Raw genomic sequence first — 18798 nt, forward strand, 5'->3', positions numbered from 1 at the left:
CGGAGGACGGGAAATGGGTGAGTTGATCGCGGCGTGCGTCGCCTTTGTCGGCACCCATTTCCTGCTCTCGCATCCGTTCAGAAAGCCGCTTGCCGACCGGATTGGCGAGCGGCTTTTTCTTGGCGTCTATTCGCTGGTTGCCTTTGCCACGCTGGGCTGGATGGTGTGGGCGTATCGCGCGGTGCCCGATGCCGCACAGCTGTGGATTGTCGGCGACGGCCTGCGGGCGCTGGCCACGGCCATCACCCTGATTGCCTCGATCCTGCTGATCGGATCGTTGCGCGGCAATCCCGCCATGCCCGATCCGACTGGCGCGCCAAAGACAGTTCCTGCCCCACGCGGCGTGTTCGCAATCACCCGTCACCCGATGATGTGGGGCTTCGCATTATGGGCCGTGGCGCATGTGGCGGTCTTCCCCCAGCCCGCACAGATCGTGCTGGCCGCGACGATCGGCCTCCTCGCGCTGGGCGGCGCAGCGTTGCAGGACGCCAAGAAGCGCAAGCTCCAGCCCGATTTCTGGCCGCGTTGGCAGCGCGTGACGAGCTATTGGCCGCTCGCCGCCGTCGCGCGCGGCGATGCGCAGGGCGCGGCGGCGTGGCCCGGCACCTTCGCGACGGTGGGCGGCACGATCCTGTGGCTGGCGGCCAGTTGGGCGCATATCCCGCTGACCGGATGGGACGCGGGCGTGTGGCGGTGGTTAGGCTAAAGATTCGCGATAGGCGCGGCTGATATCGGCACCAAACGCGACGAGCGAAATCTCAAGGTCCATGCCGCTATCCAACGCCGTCCTACATTCGCGAACGGCAATCGCCGCGGCCTCACCGACCGGATAACCATAGACCCCGCAGCTGATCGCAGGAAATGCGATGCTCCGGACGCTATTCGCCCGCGCGATCTCGAAGCAGCGACGGTAGCAGCTTGCCAGCAACGCAGACTCGCCCTTGTCCCCGCCCTGCCACACCGGCCCGACTGTGTGGATGATAAAGCGCGCAGGCAGCCGATATCCGCCTGTCAACTTCGCGTCGCCGGTCTTGCATCCGCCCAGCGAACGCAGCTTGCGGCATTCGTCCAATAGCTCCGGTCCGGCTGCTCGATGAATCGCGCCATCGACACCGCCCCCACCAAGCAGCGACGAATTCGCCGCATTAACGATCGCATCTACCTTCAACCGGGTGATGTCCCCTTCGACGACTTGAAGCATTACCCTACCCGGTTCGCCACCAGATCGTCCACCACCGCGGGATCGGCCAGCGTTGAGGTATCCCCCAAGGACGACACGTCGCCTTCGGCGATTTTGCGGAGGATGCGCCGCATGATCTTGCCCGAGCGCGTCTTGGGCAGGCCCGGGGCGAACTGCACCGCGTCGGGCGTTGCGATCGGGCCGATTTCGGTGCGGACCCATTTGACGAGCTCGGCGCGCAAAGCATCGTCCGCGACACAGCCGGCGTTTAGGGTCACATAGGCGTAAATGCCCTGCCCCTTTACGTCGTGCGGCATGCCGACGACAGCGGCTTCGGCGACCTTGGGATGCAGCACAAGTGCGCTTTCCACTTCGGCGGTGCCCATGCGGTGGCCGGAGACGTTGATGACGTCGTCCACCCGCCCGGTGATCCAGTAATAGCCGTCCTGGTCGCGGCGACAGCCGTCACCGGTGAAGTATTTGCCGGGATAGGTGGTGAAATAGGTCTGGAAGAACCGCGCATGATCGCCCCACACGGTGCGCATCTGCCCCGGCCAGCTCTTCGCGATGACCAGATTGCCGTCGGTCGCGCCGTGCAGCACCTGCCCCTCCGCATCCACCAGTTGCGGATCGACGCCCGGCATTGGCTTGGTCGCGGACCCCGGCTTGAGGTCGGTCGCGCCAGGCATCGGTGCGATCATCGCACCGCCAGTTTCGGTCTGCCACCAGGTGTCGATGATCGGGCAGCGGCTTTCGCCGACGACCTCGTGATACCAGCGCCACGCCTCCGGGTTGATCGGCTCGCCGACCGTACCCAGCAGCTTGAGCGAGGAGCGATCGGTCTTGGTGACGAAATCGTCGCCGTCCTTCATTAGCGCGCGCAACGCCGTGGGGGCGGTGAAGATCGTGTGGACCTTGTGCCGGTCGACCACTTGCCAGATGCGGCTGGCGTCGGGCCAGTTGGGCAGCCCTTCATACATCAATGTCGTCGCGCCGTTCGCCAGCGGGCCATACAGGATATAGCTGTGCCCGGTGACCCAGCCGATATCGGCGGCGCACCACCACACGTTGCCGGGGCGATAGTCGAAGCAGAGTTCGTGCGTCAGGCTGGCCCAGAGCAGATAACCACCGCTGGTGTGCAGCACCCCTTTGGGCTGGCCAGTCGATCCGCTGGTGTAGAGCACGAACAGCGGGTCCTCCGCGCCCATCGGCTCGGCGGGACAGGTGTCGGCGACGTCCGCCGCAGCGTCATGATACCAGACGTCGCGGCCCTCGGTCATCGTCACGTCACCGCCGGTCGCCTTGACCACGATGACGGTCTGCAACGCCGGTGCCCGCGCCGCCGCCGCATCGACATTGGCCTTTAGCGGCACGCGCTTGCCACCACGGCGTCCTTCGTCGGCGGTCACCACCACCGCGCTGTCGCAATCGGTGATGCGTCCAGCCAGTGCCTCGGGCGAGAAGCCGCCGAACACCACCGAATGGATCGCGCCGATCCGCGCGCATGCCAGCACCGCGAACGCCGCTTCGGGAATCATCGGCAAATAGATGGTGACGCGGTCGCCCTTGCGGACGCCTTGTGCCTTCAGGACATTGGCGAACCGGCAAACCTCACGGTGCAATTCGGCGTAGGTGAACCGCTTCGGCTCTTCGGCGGGATCGTCCGGTTCCCAGATGATCGCCACTTGGTCGCCGCGCTTCGACAGATGCCGGTCGATGCAATTCGCCGCGACGTTCAGCTTGCCGTCGGCGAACCAGCTGATGTGGAAATCCGCCTCGTCGAACGACCAGTCGCCCGCCATTTCGGGGCGCTTGATCCAGTCCAGCCGCTTGGCCTGTTCCAGCCAGAAGCTGCCCGGATCGGCGATCGACCGGCCGTAAAGCTTCTCATATCCCGCTGAATCGTAACGCGCATTTCGCGCCCATTCGGTCGGAACCGGATAGATCTCGTCGGCCATCGGCTCTCCTCTCGCCGCGACCTTTACCGGGGCAATCGCGCGGCGCAAGCAAGCGCTGGTTCGTGACCGTAAACCCGCCGTGCAACCTTATCGTTTCGCAGGCATTCCACACGCAGCGCTTACAATTTGCGACAATATTCTGGTGGACGCAGCGCCCTTCGCGAACCATTTCGGAGCCATGATGAACCGTCCGACGATCTTGATGGCACTGATTGCCATGCCGCTCGCGGGGTGCACTGTGGGGCCCGACTATCGGCCCAAGGCTGCATCCGAGCTCGGTGTGCCCCCGGCCTATTCGGTCGCAGCGCGGCAAGAGGCGCAGGAAGATATCCGCGTGTGGTGGACAGCCTTCAACGATCCGATGCTCACCCGTCTGGTCGAACAGGCCGCGACCCAAAACCTCGATGTCGGACAGGCGGTGATCCGCTTGCGGCAAGCGCGTGAAGCTTTAGTCCAGTCGCGCGCGTCCCTGCTTCCCAGCATCAGCGCGGGCGGCAGCGCGTCGCGCAGCGAACCGATCCGGGGGAACAGCACGCAGGTCACGCTGCCGGATGGCACCGTGACCAGCATCTCGCAGGGCGGCAGCTCCAGCTTCTCGCTGGGCGCCGACGTCAATTATCAGGCCGACCTGTTCGGCGGCGTGCGGCGCGGTGTGCAGGCCAGCCGTGCCCAGCTCGACGCCAGCGGTTACGACTACGCCACCGTCCTGATTTCGACTCAGGCAGAAATCGCACGCAACTATATCCTCGCCCGCGCCGCGCAGACGCAGCTGGCCAATGCGCGCGACAGCCTGGCGATTCAGGACGACAATCTCGAAATCGCCGGCTTCCGCGTTCAGGCCGGGCTTGTCTCCTCGCTCGATCAGGAACAGGCGCGTGCCACCCGTGCGCAGACCGCCGCATCGGTGCCGTCGATCGAGGCCAGCTATAACAGCGCGGTTTCCCGCCTCGGTGTGCTGACCGGGCAAGCCCCCGGCGCATTGAAGGGCGAGATGGAGGCGGTGCAGCCCATCCCGCGCGGTCCCGCCAGCCTGACCGTCGGCATCCCCGCCAACACATTGCGCCAGCGCCCCGATGTGCGCAGCGCCGAACGCAACCTCGCCGCCGCCGTCGCGCAGATCGGCGTGGCGGAGGCGCAGCTTTACCCGCAATTGTCGCTGGGGGGCAGCATCGACGGCGGTGCGGGCAATCTCACCAGCATCTTCGATGTCATAACCGGCCGCATCTTCGCCAGCATCGCGCAGACGATCTTCGACGCGGGCCGCACCAAATCGCAGATCCGCTCGGCTCAGGCCGGGGCGGACGGTGCATTCCTCGCCTATAAACAGACCGTGCTGACCGCGCTGGAGGATGTTGAAAACGCCGTTGTCGCGCTGCGGACCGCACAGGAACGCGAGCGGCAATTCGTCATCGCGCTGGATGCCGCGAACAACAGCGCGATCCTGTCGCGCAGTTCCTATCGCGCCGGGCTCGCCGATTTCCTGACGCTGACGCAGAGCGAAGCGTCGCTGATTTCCGCGCGCAACGGCCTGCTTCAGGCGCGATCGGATCAGGCATCGGCACTGATCCAGCTCTATCTCGCACTCGGCGGTGGCTGGGATGCCGGCACCGTGCCGACCCCCGACACCGTTCCCGCCCCTGCTCCCCTTTCGACCGGACAAGATTGATGGCTGACGCAAATCCCCCTGCTGCCCCCGCGAAGATCGACGAGTTCCTCGGCGGCAAGGTGACGCCGCCATGGCAGCGTTACGCCAAATGGGTCGCGCTCGCGCTCGTGCTGATTGCCGTCATCTTCGGCCTGACAAAGCTGTTCGGTGGAGCTGAGGAGACCGGCTATGCGGTGCAGAAGGCGGAAACCGGATCGCTGACCGTCACCGTCTCCGCCACCGGCAAGCTCGCCCCGACCAATCAGGTGCAGGTCGGCTCCGAACTCTCGGGCCTCGTCACCCGCGTGCTGGTCGATGTGAACGACCGTGTCACGGCGGGTCAGTCGCTGGCGCTGATCGATCCGACGGTGCTCGACAACCAGATCACGCAGGGCCGTGCGTCGGTGTCTGCCGCACAGGCAACGGTCGCGCAAAATCAGGCGACGGTGACCGAGGCGCGCAGCCAGCTTGCCCGGTTTGAGGAAGTCAGCCGCCTGTCGGGCGGTCGTGTTCCCGCCAAGACCGAACTCGACAATGCCCGCGCCGCCGTCGCCCGCGCCGCTGCCACGTTGCGCGCCGCGCAGGCGCAGGTCGTCTCGCAACAGGCATCGCTCAATTCGACGATCACCCAGCGGAACAAGGCGATCATCCGCTCGCCCGTGAACGGCGTCGTGCTCGCGCGTCAGGTCGAGCCGGGGCAGACCGTCGCCTCGTCTTTCAATACCCCGACCCTATTCGTGATCGCCGAGGATTTGAGCGCGATGGAGCTGGAAGTGGCAATCGACGAGGCCGATGTCGGACAGGTGAAGGATGGGCAAAAGGCCAGCTTTACCGTCGACGCCTTTCCCGGCCAGACCTTCCCCGCGACGATCCAGCGCGTCGATGTCGGATCGAACCTGTCGGCACAGGCGACCAGCACGGCCTCGACCACCGCCACCACGGGTCAGGTCGTGTCCTATGCCGCAACGCTGAGCGTCGCCAATCCCGAACAGAAACTGCGCCCCGGCATGACCGCGACGGCGGAGATCGTGACGCTGGAGAAGAACAACGTCCTGCTCGTCCCCAACGCGGCGTTGCGCTTCACCCCTGCCGTGGCGGGGAGTGAGACCAAGGCCGGCGGCGGCATGGCCGGTGCGCTGGTCCCGCGTGGCGGTCGACGCGGACAGCGCGGCGGGGCGGAGAAGTCCGCCACCATCGGTCGCGGTGCACGCCAGACCGTCTATGTGAAGGGTGCGGACGGCCAGCCCAAGGCGATTCAGGTCACCACCGGCGACACCAACGGTCAGCTGACCGAAGTGCTCGCGGGCGATCTGAAGCCCGGCATGGAGGTCATCACCGGCCAGTTCGCGGGCGAAGCGTCGGACTCGGGCCAGCGTAAATCCGGCGGCGGCGGCGGTCAGCGCAAGAGCGGCGGCGGGGCCACCGGTGGCTGATCCCATCATCGCGCTGCGCGGCGTCACCAAAACCTATGGCGAAGGTGCCACTGCGTTTCAGGCGCTGAAGGGCATCGACCTCGACATCACCGGCGGCGATTTCGTCGCGGTGATGGGCCCGTCGGGCTCGGGCAAATCGACGACGATGAACATCCTTGGCTGTCTCGACGTGCCGAGCGCGGGTGAGTTCACGTTCAAGGGCGTGCATATCGAAACGCTCGACCGCGATCAGCGCGCGCTGCTGCGTCGCAAATATCTGGGCTTCGTGTTTCAGGGGTTCAACCTGCTCAGCCGCACCAGCGCGCTGGAGAATGTCGAACTCCCGCTGCTCTATCGCGGCGAGGACAAGAAGACCCGGCACGATATGGGCATGGCCGCACTCGACAAGGTCGGCCTTGCCGACTGGTGGGATCACACCCCGGCCGAACTGTCCGGCGGCCAGCAACAGCGCGTCGCCATCGCGCGTGCGATCGTCACCAACCCCGATGTGCTGCTCGCGGACGAACCCACCGGCAACCTCGACAGCGAACGCTCGGTCGAGATCATGAAGCTGCTCACCCGACTCAATCAGGAAAGCGGCATCACCGTCCTCATGGTCACGCACGAACCCGACATGGCGGCGTTCGCCAATACCATTGTCCATTTCAAGGACGGGCTGGTCGAACGGATCGAGACCGGCATGCTACAGAAGGCAAACGCCTGATGCTCGGCACGACCTTTACGCTGGCGATCCGTTCGATCCTGCGGCACAAGCTCCGCTCGTTCCTCACCACGCTTGGCATCATCATCGGCGTCGCTGCGGTGGTGGCGATGGTCACGCTGGGCAAGGCGACAACGGCGGCGGTGCAGGAACAGATCTCCAGCCTTGGCACCGGCATCCTTCAGGTTCGCCCGGGGCAAGGCTTCGGCCGCGGCGGCGGTGGCCCGCGTCCACCCGATTTCGAGGAACAGGACGTTCAGGCGGTCAAGGAACAGGTCGCCGGCGTCACCGCCGTCGCACCGCAAGCCCAGTCCACGGCGACCGCGATTTTCAACGGTGCCAACTGGTCGACCACGATCAACGGCACCACCAGCGACTTCTTCAAGGTCCAGCCGTGGCAGCTGACCGCCGGCCGGACCTTTGCGCCGGAGGAAGAGGCGGCGGGCAAATCGGTGTGCATCATCGGCAATACCGTGAAGCAGAACCTGTTCCGCGGCGGTCGTGCGGTGGGCCAGCGGATGCGGATCAACAACATTTCCTGCGACGTCATCGGCACGCTGGCCACGCGCGGTCAGGCTGGGTTCGGCGGCGATCAGGACGATACCGTCATCATGCCGATCAAGACGGTGCAGCGCCGCTTCACCGGCAATCGCGACATCCGCGTGATGCTGGTCGGCGTCGATCCATCCTATGATTCGGCGCAGGTCCAGTCGTCGCTGACCGACCTGTTGCGCGAACGACGTGGGGTAGAGGCTGGCGCGGAGGATAATTTCAACATCTTCGACACCGCTCAGATCAGCGCCACGCTGACCGGCACGACGACACTGCTGACCCAGATCGTCGCGGCGGTGGCGGGCATCAGCCTGCTGGTCGGCGGCATCGGCATCATGAACATCATGCTGGTGTCGGTGACCGAACGCACGCGTGAAATCGGCATCCGTCTGGCCATCGGCGCGATCGCCAGCGAAGTGCTGATGCAGTTTCTGGTCGAGGCGATCGTGCTGTCGATGCTGGGCGGCGTCATCGGGCTGGTGCTGGCGCAAATCGCCATCGCCATCCTCGTGCCGCTGATGCAGGTGCCGTTCGTGTTCGACGTCCAGATCAACGTCATCGCTTTTGCGATCTCGGCGGTGATCGGCGTGGTGTTCGGCTTCTTCCCGGCACGGCGCGCGGCGAGCCTGAACCCGATCGACGCGCTGCGGCATGAGTAGGTTTCAATCCTCCCCGCAAGGGAGAGGTGGCAGCCGCAGGCTGACGGAGGGGGCGGATACCAGAACGACCGTTGGGCTTCCTCCCCCTCCGTCGCTTCGCGCCACCTCCCCCTGGCGGGGGAGGATTAACTTACGAGAACTGCAACAGCACCAACCCACCCGCCAACACGACCGCCGCGGCGATGCGCCGTCGGCCAAACCCCTCGCCCAGCCAGCGCGATCCAATCAGTGCCGCCCACACCACCGCCGTCTCACGCAGCGCCGACACCTTCGCTACTTCGATCAGGGAATAGGCGTAGAGCGCCGATCCGAACGACGCGATCGACAGCGCGCCCGCGGCGGCACCAGTTCGCCATGTTTCGCCGATCGCACGACGCAATTCGCGCCGCCGCAGCACCAGTGCCGTCGTCGTCACGCACACCGCGTCGAGCATGAACAGCCACACGATATAGCTGAACGGATCGGGCGCGACCCGCACGCCGCGTGCGTCGGTCATGTTATACAACGCCACCCCGACCGCCGTGGCCAGCGCCCAGCCCATCGCCGCCTTGTCCGGATGATCGCCCAGCCGCACGCCGCGCGCTGGCAGCGCAAAGACGATCACCGCGCCGGTCGCCACGATCAGCCCGGCCCAGGCGATCAGCGGCAGATGCTCGCGGAGCACGACGACCGCAAACGCCGCCGTCAGCAGCGGCGCGGCTCCGCGCATGATCGGGAATACCAGGCTCAAATCGCCGCGCTGCATCGCGCGGATCAGGCAGATCTGGTACAGGAAATGTGCCGGGATCGCCCATGCCAGCGCGTGCCATGTCGCGGTATCTGGGAAGGGCACGAACAGGGCGGCGGGTGCGACCATCAGCGCCGCGCTGGACGACAGCACCGCGCGCCCGACCAATATGTCCTGCCCGCGCTTCACTGCGGTATTCGCCAGCGCCAGCGTCAGCGCCGAGAACAGCCCCAGCGCAATCGCCAGCGCGCGATCATCCATGAAGCAGCTTTGCCAGATCCTCCGGCGTATCCACATCCACCAGTTCGGCGGGTGAGGTCACGACATGATGCCCACGCTTCACCATTTCGCGGGCGCCCATATCGCCATCCGCCGCCAGCAACGCGTTCAGATGCGCACAGCCGAACAGGGCGGGCGGACGTGGGTTGGTGCCGTCGCTGGATGCCACGATCGCATCCGGCCCCTCGGCCCGGTCGAGCAACCGATAGATATGCGTCGCCGTCACCTTCGGCATATCGGCCAGCGCGATCAGCACCGACTTTGAACCCTCGTCCAGCGCCGCCTGCACGCCCAATCGCAACGACCGCCCCATCCCCGCCGCCGGATCGTCGTTGGTGACGATGCGATAGCCGCAACTCGCCAGATCGAGCGAAGTCTCCGACACCACAGCAATACGCTCGCGGAATGGCACCGCCTCCAGTGCCACGACGACATGCAGCCCCAGCGGGCGACCGAGATAGAGTTGAGTTAGCTTGTCGGCCTCACCAAAGCGCTGCGAACGGCCCGCCGCCAGCAGCACCAATGTCACATCCTCAGCCGCGATCATGCGCTTTCTCCGACATGCAGAGCCCTCACCATTCCCGCCGCGATCGACAGCGCGATTTCCGCTGGTCCGATCGCGTTGATGTCGATCCCCGCCGGACCCTCGACCCGGTCGATCTGCGCCGCGCTCAGCCCCGCCGCCGCCAGCCGTTCGCGCCGCGACGCATGGCTTTTGCGCGAACCCAGTGCCGCGACATAACCAGCACCCGCCCGTAACGCCGCGATCAGCGCGGGGTCGTCGATCTTCGGGTCGTGGCTCAACGTCACCACCGCCGTCGCACCATCGGGCCTGAGCGCCGTCACCGCCTCGTCGGGCCAGCGATCGTCCAGCATCACGCCGGGAAACCGCTCCTCGGTAAGGAACCGCGCGCGCGGATCGATCACGACGCACGATATGCCCAGTTCGCGCGCCAGCCCGGCAAGCACCTGTGAAATCTGCACCGCCCCGACGATCAGCAAGCGGCGCGGCGGTTCGTAGCGGTTGACGAACCCTTCGCCTTCCACCGCAGTCCCGCTTTGCCCGTTCGCCAGGTTGGTAAGGACCTCGATCGTTCGACCGTCGCTTCGCGCAGCCGCAACCGCGTCGAACAGCGCCGGATCGAAGCCGCCGGCCGTCACCGGCTGCACCATCACCTCGATCTCGCCACCGCACGGCAGCCCGACTTCCCACGCCGCCGCATCGGCCACGCCATAGCGCCGCCGCTGGAACCCCGCGCCCGCGATCACTTCCGCCGCGACGGCCATGATATCCGCCTCGACGCAGCCGCCCGACACCGACCCCTCGAACCGCCCGTCGCCATGCACCAGCAGATGCGATCCGCGCGGACGCGGTGCCGACCCCCAGGTCGAGATCACCGTCGCCAGCGCCATCGGTTGCCCGGCCCAGTCGCGTGCCGCCGCGATTACACTGTCATTATCCGCCAAATTCGCCTCAAACTGTCATCCGAATCGACTAGCCGATCGTCTTTTCGCAGGAGATAGGGTGATGGCGCAGATGTGGCGAGCAGTCGTTGCCCTGTTTATGATCGCGACGCCCGCGCTCGCTAAGGACGTAAAGATGACGACCGCCAAGCCCCCAGAGGCACCTATCGTCATCGCGCATCGCGGGGCCAGCGGCGAACGGCCCGAACACACGCTGCCCGCTTATCAGCTCGCCATCGATCAGGGGGCGGATTTCATCGAACCCGATCTGGTGATGACGAAGGACGGCCAGCTGGTCGCCCGCCACGAAAACGCCATCGCCGACACCACCGATGTCGCCAGCCGCCCGGATTTCAAGGACCGCAAGACCACCAAGACGATCGACGGCACGAAATATAGCGGCTGGTTCACCGAGGATTTCACGCTGGCCGAGTTGAAGACGCTGCGCGCGAAGGAGCGGCTTCCGCTGCTGCGTTCGGGCAACAAGGCCTATGACGGGCAGTTCGAGATTCCCACGCTCCGCGAAATCATCGCGCTCGCCAAATCCGCCACTGCAAAGACCGGGCGCACCATCGGCATTTATCCCGAAACCAAGCACCCGACCTATTTCGCTTCGATCGGCCTGCCGCTTGAGGCAGTGCTGGTCGCCGAGCTGAAGGCGGCGGGCTGGGACCGCGCCGATGCGCCGGTGTTTATCCAGTCGTTCGAGGTGAACAATCTCAAGGCACTGAAGCAACTGACCAAGGTTCCACTGATCCAGCTGCTCGCCTCCGAAGGTGCCCCCGCCGATGGCGCACATGCCAGCTACGCCGCGATGGTCACGCCCGACGCGCTGAAAGCCATTGCCGTCTATGCCACCGGCATCGGCCCGCAAAAGGACATGGTGGTGAAGAATGGCGGAACCGTTACGCCGCTGGTTGCGGATGCACATGCGGCGGGTCTGAAAGTCCACCCGTGGACCTTCCGCGCGGAAAACTTCTTTCTGCCGTCCGGTCTGCGCACGGGCATCAATCCGGCAGGCCATGGACGCTTGACCGAAGAGATTTCGCGGCACATCGCGGCGGGCGTGGATGGTTTCTTCACCGATTACCCTTATCTGGGGGTTCAGGCACGTGATCAGCGCTCCCGCTGACCCGCCCGGAGGGATGCGCTATGCTCAAAAAGTTGGGGCGCAAGGGGATTGTTCTAGCCGCAGCGATGCTGCCCTTGCTGTCGGGCGGCTGCGTCGCCAAGACCGCGTTCGACATCGTCACGATGCCGGTCAAGGCCGCCGGACAGGCCGCCGACTGGGCGACCACCAGCCAGGACGAGGCCGACCGCAACTATGGCCGCAAAGCGCGCAAGGAAGAGGCCAGGGAAGGCCGCGAGCGCAAGAAGCGCGAGGAAGCCTGTCGCAAGAACCGCGAAGATTGCGCGCCCTATGACGGTTATCGTGCAGGCGAACCCAACGACTGAGGTTCAGCGATGAGCGGGGTGACACTCGCCGACGCGCTCGGCACCGTACCGCTCGCCACGATCCGTGAGCATCTCGAATCACGCACGGTGTTCCACGCCCCGTCGCCAGGTATCGCCCTCGCTCGCCTGTTTACGCTCGCCGATCTGGAACGCCTGCTCGCGACCGGCCTGTCCGCCGACGACGATCTGCGCATCACGCTGAAAGGGACGCCGGTCGATCTGGCCAAACTCGGCGCGATCGATGCCAAGGGGCGCACCCGCCCGCTGGTGCTGCAAAAGCTGTTGCGGCAGGGTGCCAGCGTCATCGTCAACAACGCCCAGCGCCGCGTGCCGCACCTCCACGGCCTGGCCGCCGATGTCGAGGCGACAACCGGCGCGCGCTGCACCATCGGCATTATCGCATCGTTCAGCGAAATGGTCGCGCTGCCGGTGCATTACGACCGACAGGATCTGATCCTGATCCAGCTCGACGGCGCGAAGAGCTGGCGCTTCCTCGGGCACCCCGTCACCGGCAGTGGGATGCGCCCGCTGCCCGGCGCGGCATTGCCCAACGATGTCGTCCACACTGTCGATCTGCGCCGCGGCGATTTGATGTTCGTCCCCTCGGGCCAGCATCACCAATGCACGTCGGACGGCTGGTCGATGCATATGGGCATCCTGCTGCACCATCCCAGCGGCCTCGACCTGCTCGAAGACCTGTTCGCGCAGAACCGCGACCTCGCCATCCCCTTCCCCGCGTTCGAGGGCGAAGCGGCAAGGGCGAACCGTCAGCGCGCCTTCAAGGAAACCCTGACCGCCGCGATCCGCGATGCCGATATCGACGACTGGCTCGCTCGCTGGAGCGCCAATGCGGCAAAGCCCGCGTCAATCGCATTGCGCCCTGTCGATCTCGACACGCCCGGTGCCACCGCCAGCCTGATCGTCCGCCCCGCCCAGCGCGCGGATGGCAAATGGGAAGCATCGGGCAGCGTATTTACGCTGGGCGAGCAGGCCGTCGCCACGCTCGCGCAACTGCCCTGTGCGGTCGCGGGCCTGCATGACAAGACTGGCCTGAAACAATTGCTGAAAGAGGGCATCGCCCGGATCGACTGACGTCGCTACCCCGTCGTATCGCGCCCCAGCGTGTCGGCAATCGCGCGCAACACCTCGGGCTTCATCTGCACCCATAAATGCCCGCTATTGACCTCGATCGAGCGGGCGCTTTCACAGTCCTCCTCGTGGCAGCACTCGCCATTGACCAGCCCGTCGCTGCGGCTCCAGATCGCGGTCGCGGGGACCGGGAGCGGCGACGACGCCTCCTCCAGAAATGCGCGCACTGCCGGATCGTCCGACCGCTGGCCGCACGCAAACTCGAACACACGCCACACATTCGTCGCCTGTGGCAGTCCGGCAAAGGGCGAGCTGACGGTAATCACCTCGCGCACCCATTCGGGGTGCCGGTGTGCTGCGACGCGCGCCATGATCCCGCCCAGGCTTACCCCGATCAGCGTCACCGGCTCGCCGGTCGCCTCGTAAATCGCCGCGATCCGCTCGAACAGCCGCTCACCTTCGACTCCGATCGAGCGCGGCCCCAGATTCGCGCCCAATTCCCATTTGAACGCGCGATAGCCGAGCGACTCGAGATAATGCCGCATCACGATGTTCGACATGTCGCCATTGACGAGGCCAGGCAGCAGCAGCACCGGCCGCCCGTCGCCGCGCGGCGCGGTCATCAACTCGCGCCAGGCGAAGGGCAAGCTGCCCAAGCTCCACGCCGCACGCGGCCATTCAGCCATCATCACCGATTTGGGGGGCGCCTTCGCGTCGGGGTTCAAAGCCATTGCATCACTCTACAAAAGAAATGGTGTGGGATTTCGAAATGTCACCCCATTTCCCGTCACACCGCCGTCATGTTATGATCGTTACATGAGTAACGATAGCCACGTCCTCGACCGCCCACCCGAAGGCTCCGCGCCTGACTGGACGATCCCGCAAAATTGGGAAGCGTTCACGCGTGAGGAACATGCGGTGTGGGACACACTCTACGAACGTCAGGTAAAATTGCTCCCCGGCCGCGCGTCGCAGGCCTATCTGCGCGGGCTCGATCAGCTGAAGCTGTCCGAATCCGGCATCCCGAATTTCGAGGAGCTGTCCGAACGGCTGATGAAGCTCACCGGCTGGCAAGTCGTCGCCGTCCCCGGCCTCGTCCCCGATGACGTGTTCTTCGACCATATGGCCAATCGCCGCTTCGTCGCGGGCAATTTCATTCGCCGCCCGGACCAGCTCGATTATTTGCAAGAACCGGATGTTTTTCACGACGTGTTCGGCCATGTCCCCATGCTCGCCGACCCGGTGTTCGCCGATTATATGGAGGCCTATGGTCGCGGCGGCGGTCGCGCGATGGAACTGGGTGCGCTCAAACAGCTCTCGCGGCTCTACTGGTACACGGTCGAATTCGGCCTGATCGAGGAAGCCGGGGACCTGCGCATCTACGGCTCGGGCATCGTCTCCAGCTTTGGCGAAAGCCGTTTCGCGCTGGACAGCGACAGCCCCAACCGCATCGGCTTCGATCTGAAGCGCGTGATGCGCACCGAATACCGGATCGACGATTTTCAGCAGAATTACTTCGTCATCCCCGATTTCGAGGAACTGCTGCGCGCGACCGTCGAGACCGACTTTGCCCCGCTTTATGCGGAGATTTTGGCGCAACCGGATATTCCGGTGGCGACGATCGTCGAAGGTGACCGGATGATTACCCGTGGCACGCAGGAATATGCGCTGGGCAAAATTCCTCTCCCATTGGGAGAGGGATAATTACCAGCTGCCGAATCCCGGTGCCTCGCCTTTCCCGCCGCGCCCGCGCGTCACGCGGTCCGCACCGTATCGCCGCCGCTTGACCAGCCGCAGCGTCGGCCACGCACCATTGTCGATCTGCCCGGCAAGCCGCAGCCCCTGTCGCCGATAGGCCGTCGCCACGGTCTCCGCCTGCCCCTTCAGCAACCCGGCGACGATCAGCGTCCCGCCCTCGGCAAGCGCCATCGCCACGCCGGGGGCCAGTTCGACCAGTGGTCCGGCCAGGATGTTGGCGATAATGAGGTCATAGGGCGCGTTGACGATCAGCAGCGGATGTTCCAGCCCCGGTGCCGCCGCCAGCGCGAGTTCCCCCGCGCCGCTCCCCAGCGCAACCCCGTTGATCCGCGCATTCTGGGCCGTCACCTCGATCGATCGCGGATCGATGTCCGACGCGGTGGCAAAGGCGCGCGGCCACAAATGCATCGCGGCAAACGCCAGCAGCCCGGTTCCGGTACCGAGGTCCAGCAGATTGCGGTATTTCGCCCCAGACACCCGCAACGCATCCAGCGTCATCAGGCATCCGGCAGTGGTCTCATGCGTCCCCGTGCCGAACGCGAGGCCCGCGTCGATGCGGAACGCCCGCGCGTCCGGCGGCACGGCACCCTTGTTGGTTTCGGTGTGCACGTAAAACCGCCCGGCACGGACCGGCTCGATCCCGGCCTGGCTCATCGTCACCCAGTCCGCGTCGCGGATCTTCTCGACCTTGGCGCGCACCCCCGCGCTACTCGGCACCAGCCCCTGCACCGCCGCGACCGCGCCGCTGTTGGGCTTGCCCTCGAAATAGGCCTCCAGCTGCCAGCTCGTCACATCGTCAGGGATTGTCTCGCTGGTGAGCAGCACCGGCGACGGGTTCAGCGCGAGCAGGTCCGCCCCCTCAAAATCGATCGCCTCCGCCTCGTCACGCGTGCACGGCAGGGTGACTTTCCACGAACTCATCGTCCCGTTTCCTTTGCCAGTCGCGCATCCAACCGTTTCGCGGCCCCAGCCGCATAAGCCTCGCACGCCCCGCGATCGGCCACCTTCTGTTTGCCTGCGAAACGCTCGAACATGTCGCTGCCGCCGGGGTGACCGGTCAGCAGCAATCCGCAGTCGAGCGCCGCGACCTTGACGAAGCTCCCCCGGAACATGGCGGCGCGCTTCGGATTGGCGCTGAACCGGTAATCGTCGGCGGACACCGCGTTCAGGCTGTCGGCAAACACGATCCGCAAACATTCGCGCTTCTCGCACGACCGCCAGCTCCAGCTGGTGCCGCCAGATGTGTGGCCGGGTGTGGCGATTGCCGTGAAGCCGTGCTTGCCGAGCCGAACCACCTCACCATCGGCGACGATGCGATCGACCTTTACGCCGGGAAAGCGCGACGCGATCGCCGCCTGCGGATCGTCGGCATCGACACGACCGGACTCCAGCGCGCGCCGCGCCGCCGCCCGCGCCAGCACCCGTGCACCGGTCGCCGCCTTCAACGCAGCGAGGCCCGCGACATGGTCGTCATGCTCGTGCGTGCTCAGGATCAGCTTCACGTCCCTGGGATCGAAACCCAGCTTGCGGATGTTGGCGAGCACATAGGGGGCCGCCTTCTCCGTCGCGCCGTCGATCAGCACATGGCCGCTCGGCGTGGCGATCAGCAACACGGTGATGCCGCAGGTCCCGACATACCAAGTCTGGCCATGAATACGCGCGGGCGGTGCGGGATCGCTCCAGCCGTCCTTCTCCGCACACGCCGCCGCCAGCGCACGCTGTCCGCTATCCGGCGCGCCAAGCAGCATCAAAAACGCAGCCGCCGCTTCAACGAACATAGCTGGCTCCGTTCACGTCGAGCACCGCGCCGGTCATCGACGCCGGCGCCTCCAGCGCGCAGAAACGCGCCATCACCGCGACCTCTTCGGGGTGGGCCACGCGCCCCAGCGGGATGTCGGCCAGCAATTTGTCGCCACCCCGGCTCTCCAGATAATCGTCCGCCATCCCGGTCATCGTAAAGCCGGGACAGATCGCAAAGGCCAAAATGCCGTCCTTCGCATAGCCGCGCGCGATGCTCTTGGTCATGCCGACCATCCCCGCCTTCGACGCGGCATAATGCCAGTGCGCCGGGCTGTCGCCGCGATAGGCGGCACGGCTGGCGATGTTGACCAGCCGCCCCCCGGCCCCGCGACCCTGCCAGTGCTTCACCGCAAAGCGCGACAGTTCGGCGGCGGCGGTCAGGTTGATGCGCATCGTGCGCTCCCACGCGGCAACCCATTCGTCGTCGTCCAGCTCGATCGGTGCCGCCTCGAACACCCCGGCATTGTTGACCAGCACGTCGATGCGACCGTCCAGCGCGGCCAGCGCTGCGTCCCACAGCGCCCGCGGGGCCGCCGGATCGGTGAAGTCGGCCGGAATACCGAACCGCGTCCCCTGCCCCACCGCGTTCACATCGGGGCGGTCGAATGCTTGCAAAATGGCGGCGCCGATACCCCGGCTGCTGCCGGTGACGAGAATGTTCGTGGTCATTGCCACCGACTAGGGTCCATGCCCCTAAACGGCAACGGTCAGGCGGCAATCTCCGACGAAAACACCGTCGTGGTCTCGTTCAGCTGGGTCAGCTGTTCGTCGATCTCGCCGAACTCGCGCTCCAGCGAGTCGATCTCGTCCGCCACGCTCTTGGTATCTTCGCGTACCGCGCCGATCGTCGCCGACATCGAATCGGCGGCCAGTGCGGTCTCGTCCACCGCCGCCGTGATCGCGGTGACCGTCTGCGCCTGCATCTCCATCGCAATGCGGATGCGGTCGGCGCTGGTCTGCACCTCCAGCACGGTGTCGCGGATCGAAGCATTGGTTTCGACCGTGCGCCGCGTCGCCGACTGGATCACGGCGATCTTTGACGCGATATCGTCGGTCGCGCGCGCCGTCTGGTTTGCAAGGCTTTTCACCTCCTGCGCCACCACGGCGAAGCCGCGCCCGGCGTCACCCGCACGCGCCGCCTCGATCGTCGCGTTCAGCGCGAGCAGATTGGTCTGTCCGGCAATGTCGCGGATCAGGCCCAGGATCGATTCGATCGACTTGGCGTGATCGCTCAGCATCTCGCTGATCGTCACCGCGTCGCCCGCCTGATCGGATGCGCGCGTCGCAATCTCAGCCGCCGCCTCAACTTGTGTCCGTGCATCGTCGATCGCGCGGATCAAGCCGGCGGCAGTATGCGCCGCCTCGCGCATCGCCAACGCGCTCTGTTCGGCGGCGGCGGCGACTTCGCTGGTCTTGCCCAGCATGCCCCGTGCCGAACCCGCCGCACCCTGTGCCTGCAACCGCACCCGCGCGCCGCGTGCGCTGGTCGCCTCGATCGTCCCGGCGATATCGGCACGAAACCGCGAAAACCGTTCACGCCGGTCGCGCGCCGCCAGATCGGCATCGCGCGCCCCCAGCTGCGACGCCATGAAATCGGATTCGAGCATCGACATGCGCTGCGACACATCGCCCAGCCGCCCCAGCGTCGCCGAATCGCCCTTCAGCCGCTCCTCCAATATCCGATAGGTGCAGCTATGCGCATAGGCGAACCCGGCCAGCAAAGCCGACAGCGGGATGCGGGCGCGGTGCGCATCGTCGGCATGTTTCGACGCCATTTTCAGCCATGCATCGTCCAGCGGCCGCCGAAACTTCGCCGCCATATAGCCGGTACTGGCGCGAATCTGCTCGGCCATGCGCTCACCCGTGAAATAGTCACGGATATGCGCGGTCGAAGGCAGACTCAGATAATGCGACCAGAAGCCAGTCGAGATCAGCTCGAAATCGTCATCGATCAACGCGGAAATCTCCGCGCAGCCCGGTGCGATCGCGCCGTCCCAGTCATAGTCGCGGACTCGATCGATCAGCGGGCGATCGTTGATGCTCCACTGGCCGACCGCGCGTTCAGCTCGGGCAGTCTCCGCCATGAATGATCCTCTCCA

At 65.7% G+C, this 18798-nt stretch carries 19 protein-coding genes; 9 read left to right on the forward strand and 10 right to left on the reverse strand.

The annotated features are described in order from the left end of the window. Positions 1-13 precede the first annotated feature (13 nt). The gene (locus U1702_RS09805) at positions 14-706 is read left to right on the forward strand and encodes an NnrU family protein (protein WP_332723885.1); all 693 of its coding nucleotides are present in this window, start codon (positions 14-16) and stop codon (positions 704-706) included. Here U1702_RS09805 and U1702_RS09810 read toward each other — a convergent pair. Both U1702_RS09810 and acs read right to left on the reverse strand, forming a co-directional pair. Then, complete coding sequence (locus tag U1702_RS09810; protein WP_332723887.1) at positions 698-1201, reverse strand: O-acetyl-ADP-ribose deacetylase; 504 nt, start codon at positions 1199-1201, stop codon at positions 698-700. The genes U1702_RS09805 and U1702_RS09810 overlap by 9 nt on opposite strands. Continuing rightward, on the reverse strand, positions 1201-3138 hold the full coding sequence (gene acs / locus U1702_RS09815; RefSeq protein WP_332723889.1) for an acetate--CoA ligase: 1938 nt from the start codon (positions 3136-3138) through the stop codon (positions 1201-1203). The genes U1702_RS09810 and acs overlap by 1 nt, the downstream gene beginning before the upstream one ends. 181 nt (positions 3139-3319) lie before the next feature. Here acs and U1702_RS09820 point away from each other — a divergent pair, with 181 nt between their 5' ends. Genes U1702_RS09820 through U1702_RS09835 form a run of 4 tightly spaced genes read left to right on the forward strand, consistent with a single transcriptional unit; the run spans position 3320 to position 8127 of the window. After that, entirely contained in the window at positions 3320-4804 is a 1485-nt protein-coding gene (locus tag U1702_RS09820) for an efflux transporter outer membrane subunit (protein ID WP_332724676.1), read from the forward strand. Beyond that, positions 4804-6216, forward strand: coding sequence for an efflux RND transporter periplasmic adaptor subunit (locus U1702_RS09825; RefSeq protein WP_332723891.1), 1413 nt, complete (start codon positions 4804-4806; stop codon positions 6214-6216). Before U1702_RS09820 ends, U1702_RS09825 begins: the two co-directional genes overlap by 1 nt. Then, positions 6209-6919 (forward strand): ABC transporter ATP-binding protein, encoded by a 711-nt coding sequence (locus U1702_RS09830; RefSeq protein ID WP_332723893.1) that lies wholly within the window; start codon positions 6209-6211, stop codon positions 6917-6919. Before U1702_RS09825 ends, U1702_RS09830 begins: the two co-directional genes overlap by 8 nt. Continuing rightward, a complete protein-coding gene (locus U1702_RS09835) occupies positions 6919-8127 on the forward strand; it encodes an ABC transporter permease (protein ID WP_332723895.1) in 1209 nt (402 codons plus the stop codon). The genes U1702_RS09830 and U1702_RS09835 overlap by 1 nt, the downstream gene beginning before the upstream one ends. A 130-nt stretch (positions 8128-8257) precedes the next feature. On the opposite strand, the gene U1702_RS09840 is transcribed toward U1702_RS09835, so the two are convergent. The 3 genes from U1702_RS09840 to U1702_RS09850 are packed head-to-tail and all read right to left on the reverse strand — an operon-like array spanning position 8258 to position 10600. Then, a complete protein-coding gene (locus tag U1702_RS09840) occupies positions 8258-9115 on the reverse strand; it encodes an EamA family transporter (RefSeq protein WP_332723896.1) in 858 nt (285 codons plus the stop codon). Continuing rightward, positions 9108-9680, reverse strand: a complete 573-nt coding sequence (locus tag U1702_RS09845) for a nucleotidyltransferase family protein (RefSeq protein ID WP_332723898.1) — start codon at positions 9678-9680, stop codon at positions 9108-9110. The genes U1702_RS09840 and U1702_RS09845 overlap by 8 nt, the downstream gene beginning before the upstream one ends. Further along, positions 9677-10600, reverse strand: coding sequence for an XdhC family protein (locus U1702_RS09850; RefSeq protein WP_332723900.1), 924 nt, complete (start codon positions 10598-10600; stop codon positions 9677-9679). The genes U1702_RS09845 and U1702_RS09850 overlap by 4 nt, the downstream gene beginning before the upstream one ends. A 97-nt stretch (positions 10601-10697) precedes the next feature. On the opposite strand from U1702_RS09850, the gene U1702_RS09855 reads away from it, so the two are divergent. Genes U1702_RS09855 through U1702_RS09865 form a run of 3 tightly spaced genes read left to right on the forward strand, consistent with a single transcriptional unit; the run spans position 10698 to position 13144 of the window. Next, a complete protein-coding gene (locus tag U1702_RS09855) occupies positions 10698-11729 on the forward strand; it encodes a glycerophosphodiester phosphodiesterase (RefSeq protein WP_443026817.1) in 1032 nt (343 codons plus the stop codon). Between the two features lie 20 nt (positions 11730-11749). Continuing rightward, entirely contained in the window at positions 11750-12052 is a 303-nt protein-coding gene (locus U1702_RS09860) for a hypothetical protein (RefSeq protein WP_332723902.1), read from the forward strand. Between the two features lie 9 nt (positions 12053-12061). Beyond that, positions 12062-13144, forward strand: a complete 1083-nt coding sequence (locus U1702_RS09865) for a JmjC domain-containing protein (RefSeq protein WP_332723904.1) — start codon at positions 12062-12064, stop codon at positions 13142-13144. Between the two features lie 5 nt (positions 13145-13149). Here the strand turns inward: U1702_RS09865 and U1702_RS09870 are convergent, their stop codons facing one another. After that, positions 13150-13872 (reverse strand): esterase/lipase family protein, encoded by a 723-nt coding sequence (locus tag U1702_RS09870; protein WP_332723906.1) that lies wholly within the window; start codon positions 13870-13872, stop codon positions 13150-13152. 85 nt (positions 13873-13957) lie between these two features. Between U1702_RS09870 and phhA the strand changes: the two genes are divergently transcribed. Next, complete coding sequence (phhA, locus tag U1702_RS09875; protein ID WP_332723908.1) at positions 13958-14845, forward strand: phenylalanine 4-monooxygenase; 888 nt, start codon at positions 13958-13960, stop codon at positions 14843-14845. On the opposite strand, the gene U1702_RS09880 is transcribed toward phhA, so the two are convergent. From U1702_RS09880 to U1702_RS09895, 4 genes are read right to left on the reverse strand one after another with little or no spacing between them, the layout of a single operon-like run. After that, positions 14846-15820, reverse strand: coding sequence for a 50S ribosomal protein L11 methyltransferase (locus U1702_RS09880; RefSeq protein WP_332723910.1), 975 nt, complete (start codon positions 15818-15820; stop codon positions 14846-14848). Further along, entirely contained in the window at positions 15817-16677 is an 861-nt protein-coding gene (bla, locus tag U1702_RS09885) for a subclass B3 metallo-beta-lactamase (RefSeq protein WP_332723912.1), read from the reverse strand. The genes U1702_RS09880 and bla overlap by 4 nt, the downstream gene beginning before the upstream one ends. Then, positions 16667-17368, reverse strand: a complete 702-nt coding sequence (locus U1702_RS09890; protein ID WP_332723913.1) for an SDR family NAD(P)-dependent oxidoreductase — start codon at positions 17366-17368, stop codon at positions 16667-16669. The genes bla and U1702_RS09890 overlap by 11 nt, the downstream gene beginning before the upstream one ends. Positions 17369-17406: 38 nt before the next feature. After that, positions 17407-18783: a methyl-accepting chemotaxis protein gene (locus tag U1702_RS09895; protein ID WP_332723915.1), complete on the reverse strand. Its 1377-nt coding sequence runs from the start codon at positions 18781-18783 to the stop codon at positions 17407-17409. Between the last annotated feature and the right edge of the window lie 15 nt (positions 18784-18798).

Source organism: Sphingomonas sp. LT1P40, assembly GCF_036663835.1.
Classification (GTDB): Bacteria; Pseudomonadota; Alphaproteobacteria; order Sphingomonadales; family Sphingomonadaceae; genus Sphingomonas.

Coding starts and splice junctions, on each gene's coding strand:
- U1702_RS09805 (WP_332723885.1), top strand. CDS start 14: ATGGGTGAGTTGATCGCGGCGTGCGTCGCCTTTGTCGGCACCCATTTC.
- U1702_RS09810 (WP_332723887.1), bottom strand. CDS start 1,201: ATGCTTCAAGTCGTCGAAGGGGACATCACCCGGTTGAAGGTAGATGCG.
- acs (WP_332723889.1), bottom strand. CDS start 3,138: ATGGCCGACGAGATCTATCCGGTTCCGACCGAATGGGCGCGAAATGCG.
- U1702_RS09820 (WP_332724676.1), top strand. CDS start 3,320: ATGAACCGTCCGACGATCTTGATGGCACTGATTGCCATGCCGCTCGCG.
- U1702_RS09825 (WP_332723891.1), top strand. CDS start 4,804: ATGGCTGACGCAAATCCCCCTGCTGCCCCCGCGAAGATCGACGAGTTC.
- U1702_RS09835 (WP_332723895.1), top strand. CDS start 6,919: ATGCTCGGCACGACCTTTACGCTGGCGATCCGTTCGATCCTGCGGCAC.
- U1702_RS09840 (WP_332723896.1), bottom strand. CDS start 9,115: ATGGATGATCGCGCGCTGGCGATTGCGCTGGGGCTGTTCTCGGCGCTG.
- U1702_RS09845 (WP_332723898.1), bottom strand. CDS start 9,680: ATGATCGCGGCTGAGGATGTGACATTGGTGCTGCTGGCGGCGGGCCGT.
- U1702_RS09855 (WP_443026817.1), top strand. CDS start 10,698: ATGATCGCGACGCCCGCGCTCGCTAAGGACGTAAAGATGACGACCGCC.
- U1702_RS09860 (WP_332723902.1), top strand. CDS start 11,750: ATGCTCAAAAAGTTGGGGCGCAAGGGGATTGTTCTAGCCGCAGCGATG.
- U1702_RS09865 (WP_332723904.1), top strand. CDS start 12,062: ATGAGCGGGGTGACACTCGCCGACGCGCTCGGCACCGTACCGCTCGCC.
- U1702_RS09870 (WP_332723906.1), bottom strand. CDS start 13,872: ATGGCTTTGAACCCCGACGCGAAGGCGCCCCCCAAATCGGTGATGATG.
- phhA (WP_332723908.1), top strand. CDS start 13,958: ATGAGTAACGATAGCCACGTCCTCGACCGCCCACCCGAAGGCTCCGCG.
- U1702_RS09880 (WP_332723910.1), bottom strand. CDS start 15,820: ATGAGTTCGTGGAAAGTCACCCTGCCGTGCACGCGTGACGAGGCGGAG.
- bla (WP_332723912.1), bottom strand. CDS start 16,677: ATGTTCGTTGAAGCGGCGGCTGCGTTTTTGATGCTGCTTGGCGCGCCG.
- U1702_RS09890 (WP_332723913.1), bottom strand. CDS start 17,368: ATGACCACGAACATTCTCGTCACCGGCAGCAGCCGGGGTATCGGCGCC.
- U1702_RS09895 (WP_332723915.1), bottom strand. CDS start 18,783: ATGGCGGAGACTGCCCGAGCTGAACGCGCGGTCGGCCAGTGGAGCATC.